We start from the raw sequence: 13246 nt of genomic DNA, 5'->3' as shown, positions 1-13246 counted from the left end.
ATAAGAATAGGGTGCACGAAAGATTACTCATCAGAAACGTGTGAAATTTTGCGTTTATGCTGGAAACAGTGGATTACCTCTCATCCCGATCCAGAGGTCTGATTGTTCAAGCTGTCCAGCCAGATGTAATAACCAATCTTCGCGTCCCTTGGTTGCCATCACTTGAACGCCCATTGGCAACCCTTCAGGTGTCATATGCAGAGGTACACTTATCGCAGGCTGACCTGTCAGATTCGCAAGCTGGGTGAACGGTGTATACGTAAGACTTGGCTCAAACATTTCATAGATGAGTTGCTGCTGCTGGGTCTTGTCCAATTCACTAATCCGCATTAGGTTACGAATCTGTTCGTCATGAGGCGTTAATTCACCAATCTTAGGCGCAGGAAAAGCATTAACAGGTGTGACGTAGAAGTCATAACGCTCGAACAAAGTGGACATCTGAGCTGCAGCTACATCCCATTCAGCTAAGCTATGTACAAATTCCGCAGCGGACACCTTTTTGCCTGCTTCAGCCAGAACCCAGGATTCAATCTCCATATCATCGGAGGTCAGAGCCCGGCCCATGGAGCGTTCCATGGAAGAGATCATCGCGGCCATCTCACCACTGTTCATCATGTAATAGTTCTCCATCAGCCTGACTCCATTGACTGGACTCAGTTTTTCTTCAACATGATGACCTTGATCTTCCAACCAGCGAACGAGCTTGTATACAGACTCTTTGGCTTCTGCGCTGACAGGTGTTCCCACGGGTGAATCCGTTGTGTATGCAATTTTCAGTTTGCGTTGATGTGGATAGCTCATATCAGCCAAGTAACTGCCTGGAAAGAGTGGAGCATGGAACGCAGCTTCGGGCTGAATGACTTGTAACGTATCAAGCAATGCAGCACTGTCCCGAACCGAGCGAGAGAGGGCAAAATCAATCGATGCGCCTTGCCATTGACGACCAACTCCCGGTCCTACAGGTGTGCGCCCGCGGGTTGGCTTCAATCCAAACAATCCGCTAAAGGAAGCCGGGATACGAATCGAACCTCCTCCGTCACTGGCTCCGGCAAGGGGAACAATACCCGAAGCTACAGCGGCAGCGGCACCACCACTTGAACCACCTGGGGAGTGGTTGATATTCCATGGATTGCGAGTGGGACCATGAAGACGGGGCTCGGTAATATTTTTCAAACCAAATTCAGGCGTATTGGTATGTCCTATGAAGATAAAGCCTGCATCACGGAGTCGAGTGACAAAATTGGAATTGCGTAATGCCCGATGCTCGCTGAACAAACGGGAGCCTGAAGTCAGAAATTCACCTTCCAAGGATTGCGAGATATCTTTCAGGAGCAGGGGCACACCGGCAAAAGGTTGTTCTCCAGGGCGAACCAAACCGGCTTCCTCACGTGCGCGATTTTCATATGTACGAATAACCGCATTAAGTTGCGGATTCACTTCTTCAAGGCGTGCAAACGCCGCTTCAAGCATTTCAACCGGGGATACTTCCCGGGATCGGATCAGTTCAGCCAAACCTACGGCGTCGTAGGAGGTATATGAGAATGAAGACATCATGATCGTTCCTCTCTGAATATAATTCATCTGTTTATTCCATATGTCATCGTACCACCGGATTAGACAAAAGACAAAACATAGAAGAATCGTAGTGCGATGATATACATACTCGTTATGAGGTTGGAGGGAAAAGAGGGGGAGTATTTGCATATGCGATATAGAAATAAAGCACAGGGTTAATAGCTCATATTGCTAATTGAAAAAATGAACGAGTAATATCGAGTAATGGCAATAAAAAAACCAATGCTCATCTAATTTGATGTGCAATGGTTTTATTTTATATTTGACTATTTGTTTATATGTGAACCTCAGATATATCTACTTATTCTGTACGCAGCTTTGGTGCAGCATCGGCCGCAGTTGATGATCTTTCCTGCTGTCTGGAAATGGCGAAGAGGGCCACCCAGATCAGAATAAAACCAAGCAGCTGCTCCCATGTAATCAGTGTACGGAAAGCAATCCAGTTCACCAACACACCCGCCATCGGGAAGCTAAGTTCTGCGAGTGTTGCAACAGAGGCTTTGGTTGACGACAGACCTTTGTAATACAACAGAAGACTTAGCAAACCTGGCAACAATGCCTGACCGAGAATGTTGAGGATGACAGCGGTCTGTTCACCCGTTCCGGACGGGAATGTCCATGCTGCACCTTCATTCCACGTCATAAAGATCAGGAGGGGAAGAGCAACGACAAAGCGCAGGGAGGTGACCGTTTCATAACGCGCCTGTCCCAGCATCAATCGTCCCATAACGGTTGAACCTCCCCATAAGGCAGCGGCCCCAAGGGATAACAAGCTTCCAGCATGAATCCAGTTGTCCCAGTTACCTAATGGCAATGTGAAGCCAAATGTAAGTAGGTACGTTCCTGCTAATGCAATGAAGAACAATCCACCGAAGCGACGTGGTAACGTTTCTTTTAGTAACAGTTTAGCCAGCACGATAGCGAAGAGTGGTTGCATTTTTTGCAATAAAAGCACCGTATTCGGATCGTTATGTGTAAGCGCCATGGTGAACAATACCGTTGCGAGTGCTGATCCTCCCCATGAGATAAAAATCACGGCAATCCAGTGGCGAGCACGCAGGTTTTTCAGATCAGCCCGAAATTTCCACAGTACGGGAATGGCAATAAGGCTGACGATGATATGTTCCACCAGTACAATCTGCGTGGATGTCATCGTGTTTAGCAAAATAATTCGGAAGAGTGGGTCGACACCCCATAAGGCGGCGCCGAGAACTACAAGCCAGAATCCGGTATTACTTCGTTCCTTGCGGTAAACAGGTGATGCTGCTGATGTCTTTTCCATATTCAGGACTCCTTCGTCAGAACACGGAATCTTCAGTTGGCAAAATCGACAAAAGCCCCCGTTTTGGTATATACCAAATAAACGGGGGCTCATCCAAGGACATGCGTCAGGAAAGAGGCCTTCCCGTGAACGGCATGTCAATGTGTTGATCTTCTCTCATCCGGACTGTACCGTCGGCCTTGGATTCACACCAAGTCAGTCGCTAGATGTCCTTCGTTAAGAACAATTAGCGAGTCGCGGGCTGGTTCCGAAGAACATCACCGCCGGTTGGGAATTGCACCCTACCCCGAAGATCCTATTCAATTATATAGTGTGTTGAACAAGCTGTAACATTAATAAGTTCATCTTATTCCTGTAAGCGCTAGCAGTTCAAGCATTTTTTTTAGAAAACGATTTTCCAGCTTCCTTGCTGTCTGCGAAGGAGCACGATCTGACCTGCGTGATACGCATCATGGAGTACCCAGCGAGCTAGTTCGTGTGCCCATTTCTCTTCGGAGTCCATATATGCGGCTTCAAGATCAGACTCTTGTAGTGCAGCCAATTGATCTCGCAACTGCTGGGCTAATCGAGTTGTACCCTGCAGCAGTGTATTCCATCCGGCTGCGTCCGTTGCATCTCCAGGATTCCCAAATGTGTATTCATTGGAGTCTACAGCAGGAAGGGTAGGCTCCTTACCTTGCATGCGACATAATAAGCGATGGTTGTAATAATACATATGGTTAACCAACTGCCAGATGCTTAATCCCCCTGAAGGTGGAATCCAGGCTGCTTGTTCTGCTGTAAGACCCTCCAAGGATTTCGACAAAGGTACAATCCAATTACATTGATCCCAAGTATCATCCTTTTGAATAAGTAACACATCTAGTGCTGTTGTGTTCGTCATTGCCTTTTCCTCCTTGCGTATAATTGTGATAGGTGATGTAACTAGCTAAAACTGATTAATAAGGTTACACTTAATATAACACATCAAAGATGAGTTGTAACCTTCTTTATTTAATTAGATAGTTACGATGAACGGAGGTATATATGGACAGGTTATGGACCGATTTTGTAAACAGCGATTATCATGACTGGCGTGGGGGAGATCGATCGGAGGACAGGCTCGGGAAGGCGAGCTGGCAGCAAGATTTTCTGGAACGATGGCAACTTAACGCTTCTGTCCCTGCATCTCCAGAAGAGGAGTTGTCGATGAGAAATTTCAGGAATGAATTGATAGCTCTTGGAGCCCGCTTATCTTCTGGAGCATCATTAACGGATATAGAAAAACAATGGTTGAACGGCGTTATGGAAGCAGGGCATGTGAGAAGAACATTGACTACAATTGATCAGGAACTGAAACTCCAACTGGTAGCTGTAGAAGCACATTGGAGTCAGGTTATGGCTGAGGTAGCTGCTGACTTTGCTTTGACTTTGGTAGAGGGAGAAGGCGGCAGGATTCGGATCTGTGATAATTCGGATTGTCGCTGGATGTTCTATGATGATACCCGAAGCAGAACACAGAAGTACTGTGATGATAAGATGTGTGGCAATCTGATGAAGGTCAGAAGATTTCGGGCGAAACGTAAATCCCAAAATTGATAAATACTAACAATAACTATATAATGTATATATACTAGCGAAAAAATAGTCAGAAGCAGTACAGATTCGTAAGCAGGATGTGATCGTCTTTCAAACCAAAATAGATGGGAGATGTTTCTTGTGCGGACAAGTTATCTGTTGAAAAATGGCTGTGTGTTGTCGATGGATGCTAAAATTGGACAGTATAAGAGGGCGGACGTTCTGATTCAGGATTCACTGATCATGGCTATTCAGCCCGACCTGGATATTCCGGATGCGGAGATCATTGATGCTTCATCGATGATTATTATGCCTGGGCTGGTGGACACACATCGGCATATGTGGGAATCACTTGTCAAAACAGCGGGAACCAACTGGTCGTTACCAGTTTATTTGCAAAATCTCTATTATGGTGCAATGGGAAGCAAGCTCCGCCCACAAGATAGTTATATTGCCAACCTGCTCGGTTCCTTGGAAGCGCTTAACGCAGGAGTGACGACAGTAATGGATTGGAGCATGCCATATTCCCCTGACCATACGGATGAACTGATTCGTGGACTTCAGGATGCTGGCATTCGGGCGGTATTTGCTCACGGAGTACCTGGTGAGACGGACTACTGGAATCGGGATAGTCAACTCACGTATTCGAATAATGATGTGAGAAGAGTCAAAGAACGTTATTTTTCATCACGGGATCAATTACTTACTTATGGGCTTGCCATTCGTGGTCCGGAGTTCAGTCATTGGGATACAACCGTGAAAGAGATCGAGCTAGCACAAGAACTGGATGCGATCTGTTCAATGCATGCCGGATTTGGCAGTTGGGGATCTGTGGATCGCTCGATCAGTCACTTGTACGAAGCGGGACTGTTAAGTCCACGGGTGAACATCGTTCATGGTAACACCATGGGCATGGATGAATACAAAATGCTGGCAGATAGCGGCGCTTCCTTGTCGGTCACACCTGAGGTTGAAATGATGATGGGTCATGGATATCCGGCCACCGGCTATTTTCTTGAACATGGGGGAACCCCTACACTTGGTGTAGATGTGGTCACGTCCACAGGCGGAGATATGTTCTCGCAGATGAAGTTTGCACTTCAAGCTGAACGCTCCAGAGCCAATGAACAACTTTTGCAGCAGGGTGAGATGCCTGGTGAGTTGAACTTGCAGTCCAGCCAAGTGCTGAGATTTGCAACTTCGGCTGGTGCCCAAGCATTGGGATTAGAACAGAAGGTCGGTACGTTGGCCCCAGGGAAAGAAGCGGATCTGATCATGATTCGTACCACCGATCTGAATATGTTCCCCGTTCATGATCCAATCGGCGCTGTTGTGCAATTTGCCAATCCATCCAATGTGGATACGGTCTTTGTGGCAGGTAGACTCGTGAAGCGAGAGGGTAAGCTGTTGAATGTTGATTTGGATGCGATTCGTCATGCGGCGATGCAGAGCAAGGATTATTTGTTAACCCAATACCGGATGTCGGACGCGGAGAGAATTACGTTCTCATAATTTACTTTTTCATAGAAACCTGAAATGAAGTCAGTTTGTATTTTTATATACAATTCTATCTATAGTAAGAAATGAAGGGCCGCATAATGATATGTGGCTCTTTTACATGCCTTCATATCGTCGAATTAGACAGGATAAGGGAGGAAGATACAGCGGAAAAAGACGAAAAGAGCTCTCTTTTTCTTAACTTCAGATAACAAGGAACTAAAGATGTTTTTCGCGTAAAATTAAGCACATAAAAACTGCGCATAATATAAATTATACGCAGTTTTGTTTTAAATCCATTTTCATATTCATCCACGTGCAACAGATCATGATAATTTTCGCGAAAAAAGAACAAAATAAGTGATCTTTAAAAATAAATTTAACCAAGCAACGCGATAACGTGTAGAATTCGATAGGTTTTTATAGGTGATCGATAAGATAGAACAAATGACTTTTTCATAGAACAGATGGGAAGCCATCCAATCGCTGCTACATCCATAGCACATTCAAGATTCATGACGAGAGGAACATGACTATGCGTGAGAACAAACAACGATCTTCATTATTTCGCAAAAAACCAATTGCCTCGAAGGGCGATAACAACAGTGCATTGAAACGGGCGCTTGGTCCGTTGGACTTAACCACACTTGGCGTAGGAGCTATTATTGGTACCGGAATTTTTGTGCTGACCGGTGTAGCTGCCGCAACGTATGCTGGCCCAGGCCTTGTACTGTCATTTTTACTGGCAGGTATCATATGTGCATTCGCGGCATTGTGTTACTCGGAATTTGCCTCAAGCATCCCGGCATCGGGTAGTGCGTACACGTATAGTTATACGGCTTTTGGCGAAGTGATTGCCTGGATTCTGGGATGGGATCTGATATTGGAGTATGGATTCGCGAGTGCGGCGGTAGCCAGTGGATGGTCAGGATATTTCCAGACGTTATTGTCCGGATTCGGATTGGAGTTACCACATGCGCTTACGAGTGCGTTCAGCCCGGAAAAGGGAACCTATTTTGATATCACGGCTGCTGTCATTACGTTAATTATTACTTTCCTACTTACCCGAGGAGTGAAGGAAGCCGCTCGTGCGAACGGCATCATGGTAGCGATTAAGATTATCGTGGTGTTGATCTTCATTGGTGTAGGTGTTTTCTATGTAGAGCCAACGAACTGGCAGCCATTCTTGCCCTTTGGTATCTCCGGTGTAACTGCAGGAGCAGCTACCGTATTTTTTGCCTACATCGGATTTGATGCGGTCTCCACTGCGGCAGAAGAAGTTAAGCGGCCACAACGGGATTTGCCGATCGGAATTATTGCGTCACTGGCGATCTGTACCGTTCTCTACATTGTTGTATCGTTGATCCTCACAGGGATTGTGCCTTATAACATGTTGAATGTAAGTGATCCGGTTGCGTTTGCATTTGAATTTGTCCAGTTGAAGGGATTGTCCTGGATTGTATCTCTTGGAGCGATTGCCGGCATTACGACCGTATTGCTGGTCATGATGTATGGTCAGACACGTTTGCTCTATTCCATGTCTCGTGACGGACTGCTGTCACCTGTCTTCTCCAAGGTTAGTGGCAAGAGTCAGACACCAGCGGTAGGGACATGGGTTGCGGGTATTATCGTGGCTCTGTTCTCCGGGTTCATCTCGCTGGGACATCTGGCGGAGCTAACGAACATCGGAACGTTGTTTGCTTTTGCAGTTGTAAGTCTGGGCATTATCGTGTTGCGTAAAAATAACCCGGATCTCAAACGCGGATTCCGCGTTCCACTTGTGCCACTGATTCCGATTCTGAGTGCATTGGGTTGTGTATACTTGATGACACGCCTTGCGGCGCTGACATGGATTACGTTTTTTGCTTGGTTGATCATCGGATTGATTATCTACTTTGCGTATGGACGTCATTACAGTCATCTGAATCCGGCACGCCGGATCTCCAGTGCTTTCAGAGCGAAGGATAAATAGATTAGTTGAGAACGTCTTTAACCGAGAATATCTTTATTTTTCCTCATTTCGTATCGCTTAGGCGAAGCGGGATGGGGATTTTTTTATATAGAAAGATAAAGGAAGATAACAGCAGGGGAAGGTTGGAATTTTCTTCATATATGGGTAAGTAATTAGGGACGTGACGAACTTAATCACGGGGGCGGGGTTGCGGCTAAGCCAAATATGAAATATATTTGGGGATGTGACATGCCATCAGACATAAGAGAGGGGATGTATCATGAACACACCATTACATACGAATTCAGATCATCAAAATGCAGCTTTTGGATTTGCCTTGGCTGACTCATCCGTACTTGCAGAGGCACAATTAGTTGTTTCACAATCAGGAGGTGCAGGTGACCTACAGTTAGATATTGATCCGCAGCGCCTTCTGAAGGATGGACGTAAAGTATCTGTCATTGCACAACAGTTGGATTCACCGGTCAATCGTCAGGATGCCAATATCATCTATGGTCAGGAGTTAGCATACGTGCAGTATGCTGTTAACCTGAAAACGGATAGCTCAATCTCCATTGTATCTATTGAAGGCGTTGAACAGTCTGTTAATCTTGGTTGGGCAGCATTTACAGAGGGGGAATACGAACTTCGAATCTCCCTGCATATGAAAACACCTCGTATTGCTGAAGGTACACTCGAACCTGAACAACTTGCAATGGTTAAGTATGCGCAAGTTATCACCGTATATATATCGCTTTTCCCGGCAGAAGCAGCGTTGTTGAGTTCACCATCTCAAGCTGTGTGGAGCAGAAACCATCATGTGTTTGACTCCTACGGCAGAGGAGGATTTATTCTCGCTGACCTGCCTCGACTCGCTGAACGTGTAGAGGCACTTATGGGACCGGGTAACCATAATCTGATCGAACAATTTGCTGAAGGAAACTTGTCGGATACTTTGCTGGAAGAGGGGCTGATGGCGATTGCCTGGGGCGTGACTCCGTGGTGTTATTCACTCTATTCTGCACCAGATGAGCAGTCTGCTCGAATACTCGCCGTGGACAAGCAGGGCGATGAACCTGAACGGCAAGGGATCTACCAGCTTGATCCGTCCATTCAACAATTAAGTATCGTGCCGGCGAACGAACTGGCTTACTGGCCTGCCTGTGTGCAGAATGATTGGCCTGTTATTGATGTGGCGGGTGAAGGCGAGACGTTGCACATGGATTTGTATACTCAGATCTGCGAATCCGTGAATGGTCTGCACGAGAATCCATTGCCATCGTTTGTACTTACTCGCAGTCAAGGCAAACCCGAAACGATCATTCCACTGATTGATGTTGTCATTGTGGATGAAGCGTAGAGCACTGCTTTATAATAAATATATAAATTGAACTAATCATTTACACGAAAACGGAGAGGACAGAAAGAACCTGAAAAAGTGAAGCTAAAAGTTTTCTGCAAGAAAGCTACTTCGGAAGCATACGCTTCGCCTTTATCCACGGATTTTCCCCTTGAGAAAAGGGAATCAGAAAAATCTGGGGATAACAGCGATTGGAAGGTTGTTCTGTCATCGCAGTGCCCGTGTAAATAATCTTAGTCAATTTATAAAGAACCGAATTGAGGTGACGTAGACAGATGATGACCGAGGAGATTCAGGAGCAATATGCGGACGAGCTAGAAGCTTTTCACATATGGATGAAGGACGCCGGATATACAGGCCATACGGTAAAATCATACACCGGTGACGTGGTGGAATTCCTGGTCTCCATTCAAGGAAAGTCACTGGAGCAGGTCAAAAAGCTGCATGTGTTGTCTTTTCTGTCCCGCGCGCGGGAGCGTGGGGTTAGTGATGCCACGAGAAATCGCAAACATGCGGCGGTGAACTGTTTTTACAAGTCCCTCATTGAACTCGAATTGTTAACGAATAATCCGGCGTTTGGGATCAAAAAATCCAAAACCGAGAAAAACCGTGCGCCTGTTTTCCTTGATGAAAGTGGGCTGACACGTTTTCTGGAGTCGGTAGAAGGCAAGTATCGTACACGTAATCTGGCTGTTTTTCTACTGATGGGATATATGGGATTACGGGTTGGAGAAGTGCATGCTCTGGATTGCAAAGACTATAATGCGGAGCGGCGTACATTAGATGTATTTGGTAAAGGTCGTAAATGGCGCTCACTCCCTGTACCGGAGACTGTGGCAAAAGTATTATCTCAAGCGATGGCTGAGCGTCTCGATCCTTGGCGGCCAAAAGAGGAAGCACTATTTGTCTCGCAAAAAGGGAAGAGACTGTCGATTCGCAGCATCCAGCTCATATCTACGGAAACCTTTGAACGTTTCCAGCAGGAATCACCAGCCAATCAACGTCAAAACTACTCCAGTCATAAGCTGCGTCACTCCTTCGCGACCATGATGTTACGGCGTGGAGCCGATCTGCGTACCGTGCAGGAGCTACTTGGTCACGCGTCGATTCAAACGACAACCGTGTACACACACGTCACCAGTAGGGAGAAAGAAGAGGCTATGGCTCTGCTGGACGTTAAACTTCCGTCATATTAGAAGAAAAAAGCCAATAATTAATCCAAAAAGGAGTCTGTCCAAGTGACAGGCTTTTTTGTTATTGATTTGAATGGTAGAGATTTAAACATAATTAATATTATGTAAACTAACATCTGGTATCTAAATACTCATATAAATAGAAGTCAAACTAAAGAACCATTCGCTTCTTCTCTCTGGAAGAAACAAATGGTTCTTTTAGCTAGCACAGATATTCTAATTCACAACGGTTAATATGTTTAATCGTTCAGGGTATGAATGATATTTATGTGGTCGGATTATTCCAATCCAGCGATCTGTTCTTTTAATTTGTTAGCAGAAGCCTGGAACGCTACTTTTTCGGTTTCATTCAACGGAAGAGGCAGAATTTCGCGCACACCGTTGCGATCTACGACACAAGGAACGCCAAGATAAACATCCGATACACCATTGTAGTCTTCAAGGTACGTGGACACGTTCAGAACAGAGCCTTCGTTGCCGAGAATTGCAGCTACAATGCGGTCCAGAGCAAGGGCGATTGCATAGGAAGTCGCTCCTTTGGCATTAATAATCTCATACGCCGCATTTTTGGTACGGTCAAAGATATCCTGTTGTGTTTCTTCATCCAATTCCAGATCAGTTCCTGCAACGTTAGCAAGGCTCCATACCGGTACTTCGGAATCGCCATGCTCACCAATAATGTGGGCGTGAATACTACGCGGGTCGATCCCTTTATTTTTACCAATCAGGTAACGGAAACGTGCGCTATCGAGCAATGTACCTGAACCGATAACACGGGAAGCAGGCCATCCGCTTTGTTTCCATGAAGTATAGGACAAAATATCTACAGGATTGGTTGCAATCAGCAAAATACCATGAGAATTCACTTCTGTAATACGCTCAATAATATCTTTGAAAATGCTTGCATTTTTCTTCAGCAGATCAATCCGGGTTTCGCCCGGTTTCTGGGAAGCACCCGCTGTAATAATAATGATATCTGCATCTTTGCAGTCGGAATAATCGCCAGCCCATACTTTCACGCCTCCCGTAAATGGAAGACCGTGGTTCATATCCAGCATTTCGCCGGTTGCTTTATCATGATTCACATCCACAAATACCAACTCGGACGAACGCTGTCTCAACATTAGCGTGTATCCCGTTGTTGTTCCCACCGCACCCATGCCTACAATCACGACACGACTTGGTTTCAGAGCTGCACTATTTGTCATGTTTAATATCCTCTCCTTTTTGGGTTATACTCCCATCCATATTAAGGGATTAGAGAATATAAAGCGAGTGTTGTCTATAAAATAGTTCACATTTCATGTCTTTTTACCAATTATTCCGTCGAAAAACAGTTTAGGATAAAATTAATGGTAATAAATGTGCGACCTATAGCCCAGAGTATGAGCTGGAAAAAGGGAGCGGGCCAACCATAAGTGGCCAATGAGCCTTTTACATAAGGTTTGTGGTAGAATAGGAGCAGTGGATTCTGATGAATCGTAAATAAAACGCCATAGGACAGGCATGCGCGCCTGTATATTGGATGAGAGAGGTGGAACCCACTTGCGTTCGCAATGGATTAAAATCGCGCAGACAGCATTACTGTCTATAGGTATAGCAGCTGTATTGGCTGCATGCACCGACTCAGATCAACCTCCGGTAGCAGAACCTCCGCAGCAGCAGGAGGACGCCGGGAATACAGGGCAGACATTAACTGTCGTTCCCCCTGTGAACAGTACAGAATCTGCAGATATGGCCAAGTACCAAATACAGACCCGTTTGACCGATTTTCAGTTGCTCAATGACAACGGAGGATTGGCGTGGGGGGTGACGCGGAATGCGCTGCGCCTGTACTACACTCAGGATCAGGGAAAGACCTGGACCAATATTTCACCTTCGGAAAATGTACAGTTTCCGGCTAACCCTAAGTATGGACAAAGCATTTATTTTGTAGATCGTGCACATGGTTGGATTGTTCGTGAAGGCATGGGTGGAACAGATACCATGGTGCTTCGCACCAATAATGGAGGCGTAACTTGGAGCCTGTCTTCTCTGTCCAAGACGGATAAAGTGACTGCGATCTCATTTGTATCTCCTGAAAAAGGTTGGATTCTCACCACGGTCGATACCGCTATTGGTAAACAGGATAAGAAACTTTACTTCACCGAGGACGGTGGAATTACCTGGAATCGGATGTCATCCAGTGATGAAGATGGCAAACAGGAAGCAGAAGAGATTTCCAAACGTGGATACACCACGGGCATGACTTTCTCGGATCCAAAACATGGTTTCTTAACAGCGCTGGAGTTCGGCACACCGAAGTTGTATATAACATCAGACGGCGGAGAGAACTGGAATACTGGACCATCCTTCTTTGATCGAAACAAATTCAACGGGTGTGGTAATTTCAGTGTTAGTTCACCACAATTTTTTGGACGTGAAGCGCAGTCAGCCTGGATGTCAATGTCCTGTTCTCAAGGGGAGAGCACGACATTTAATGGATTCTTTACCACCGATGGAGGAAAGAGCTGGAAGCTGTCCAATTTCACTTTAAACAAACAAACGGGTCCGAATCGTAACCTTTCACCAGTATTTCTAAACGCATCGGAAGGTTGGGCGATGCAAAAGGGCATAACCTACCACACCAAGGATGCGGGCAAAACGTGGAGTGCTCTTCCTGCAAGCAGTGTACTGGAGAAAATTCTCGAAGATTATCCGGAGATTGTGAAGATGCAGATGGTTACCCCCAAGCTTGGCTGGATATTGGTTGAAAATACAGATGCCAAAAGATCGTTGTTATTGCAAACGGTAGATGGCGGTGTACATTGGAAAGTACTCTAAAGTAGAGT

The 13246-nt window shown here is 45.7% G+C and carries 10 protein-coding genes and 1 riboswitch; of the genes, 6 read left to right on the top strand and 4 right to left on the bottom strand.

Annotated features, from left to right (window positions below):
• Positions 1–54: 54 nt before the first annotated feature.
• The 3 genes from MHI52_RS17625 to MHI52_RS17615 form a co-directional block, all read right to left on the bottom strand.
• Complete coding sequence (locus MHI52_RS17625) at positions 55–1551, bottom strand: amidase (protein ID WP_340984813.1); 1497 nt, start codon at positions 1549–1551, stop codon at positions 55–57.
• A 325-nt stretch (positions 1552–1876) separates the two neighbouring features.
• Positions 1877–2857 (bottom strand): DMT family transporter, encoded by a 981-nt coding sequence (locus MHI52_RS17620; RefSeq protein WP_047843351.1) that lies wholly within the window; start codon positions 2855–2857, stop codon positions 1877–1879.
• Between the two features lie 144 nt (positions 2858–3001).
• A riboswitch (FMN riboswitch) is annotated at positions 3002–3155 on the bottom strand.
• An 84-nt stretch (positions 3156–3239) separates the two neighbouring features.
• Positions 3240–3740 carry a DinB family protein gene (locus tag MHI52_RS17615; protein WP_076317644.1) on the bottom strand — a complete coding sequence of 167 codons (501 nt, stop codon included), beginning with the start codon at positions 3738–3740 and terminating at the stop codon, positions 3240–3242.
• Positions 3741–3883: 143 nt separating this feature from the next.
• Between MHI52_RS17615 and MHI52_RS17610 the strand changes: the two genes are divergently transcribed.
• The 5 genes from MHI52_RS17610 (at position 3884) to MHI52_RS17590 (ending at position 10418) form a co-directional block, all read left to right on the top strand.
• Complete coding sequence (locus MHI52_RS17610) at positions 3884–4435, top strand: CGNR zinc finger domain-containing protein (protein ID WP_340982304.1); 552 nt, start codon at positions 3884–3886, stop codon at positions 4433–4435.
• Positions 4436–4555: 120 nt separating this feature from the next.
• Entirely contained in the window at positions 4556–5926 is a 1371-nt protein-coding gene (locus MHI52_RS17605; RefSeq protein ID WP_405157363.1) for an amidohydrolase family protein, read from the top strand.
• 520 nt (positions 5927–6446) lie between these two features.
• On the top strand, positions 6447–7883 hold the full coding sequence (locus MHI52_RS17600) for an amino acid permease (RefSeq protein ID WP_405157362.1): 1437 nt from the start codon (positions 6447–6449) through the stop codon (positions 7881–7883).
• A 259-nt stretch (positions 7884–8142) separates the two neighbouring features.
• Positions 8143–9222, top strand: coding sequence for a hypothetical protein (locus MHI52_RS17595; RefSeq protein WP_405157361.1), 1080 nt, complete (start codon positions 8143–8145; stop codon positions 9220–9222).
• Positions 9223–9497: 275 nt separating this feature from the next.
• Positions 9498–10418 (top strand): tyrosine-type recombinase/integrase, encoded by a 921-nt coding sequence (locus MHI52_RS17590; RefSeq protein ID WP_091029457.1) that lies wholly within the window; start codon positions 9498–9500, stop codon positions 10416–10418.
• A gap of 275 nt (positions 10419–10693) precedes the next feature.
• On the opposite strand, the gene MHI52_RS17585 is transcribed toward MHI52_RS17590, so the two are convergent.
• On the bottom strand, positions 10694–11623 hold the full coding sequence (locus MHI52_RS17585) for an L-lactate dehydrogenase (protein ID WP_036613729.1): 930 nt from the start codon (positions 11621–11623) through the stop codon (positions 10694–10696).
• Between the two features lie 337 nt (positions 11624–11960).
• Between MHI52_RS17585 and MHI52_RS17580 the strand changes: the two genes are divergently transcribed.
• Positions 11961–13238 (top strand): YCF48-related protein, encoded by a 1278-nt coding sequence (locus MHI52_RS17580; RefSeq protein ID WP_405157360.1) that lies wholly within the window; start codon positions 11961–11963, stop codon positions 13236–13238.
• Positions 13239–13246 lie beyond the last annotated feature (8 nt).

Origin of the sequence: Paenibacillus sp. FSL H8-0283, from assembly GCF_045040675.1 — a bacterium.
In the GTDB taxonomy this organism is placed as follows: domain Bacteria; phylum Bacillota; class Bacilli; order Paenibacillales; family Paenibacillaceae; genus Paenibacillus; species Paenibacillus amylolyticus.
Note: the sequence above shows the minus strand (reverse complement) of the source record. Positions and strands in the feature narration are given on the sequence as shown.

Excerpts from the sequence above, each read along its gene's own strand:
- MHI52_RS17625 (WP_340984813.1), bottom strand. The coding sequence starts at position 1,551 with ATGTCTTCATTCTCATATACCTCCTACGACGCCGTAGGTTTGGCTGAA.
- MHI52_RS17620 (WP_047843351.1), bottom strand. The coding sequence starts at position 2,857 with ATGGAAAAGACATCAGCAGCATCACCTGTTTACCGCAAGGAACGAAGT.
- MHI52_RS17615 (WP_076317644.1), bottom strand. The coding sequence starts at position 3,740 with ATGACGAACACAACAGCACTAGATGTGTTACTTATTCAAAAGGATGAT.
- MHI52_RS17610 (WP_340982304.1), top strand. The coding sequence starts at position 3,884 with ATGGACAGGTTATGGACCGATTTTGTAAACAGCGATTATCATGACTGG.
- MHI52_RS17600 (WP_405157362.1), top strand. The coding sequence starts at position 6,447 with ATGCGTGAGAACAAACAACGATCTTCATTATTTCGCAAAAAACCAATT.
- MHI52_RS17595 (WP_405157361.1), top strand. The coding sequence starts at position 8,143 with ATGAACACACCATTACATACGAATTCAGATCATCAAAATGCAGCTTTT.
- MHI52_RS17590 (WP_091029457.1), top strand. The coding sequence starts at position 9,498 with ATGATGACCGAGGAGATTCAGGAGCAATATGCGGACGAGCTAGAAGCT.
- MHI52_RS17585 (WP_036613729.1), bottom strand. The coding sequence starts at position 11,623 with ATGACAAATAGTGCAGCTCTGAAACCAAGTCGTGTCGTGATTGTAGGC.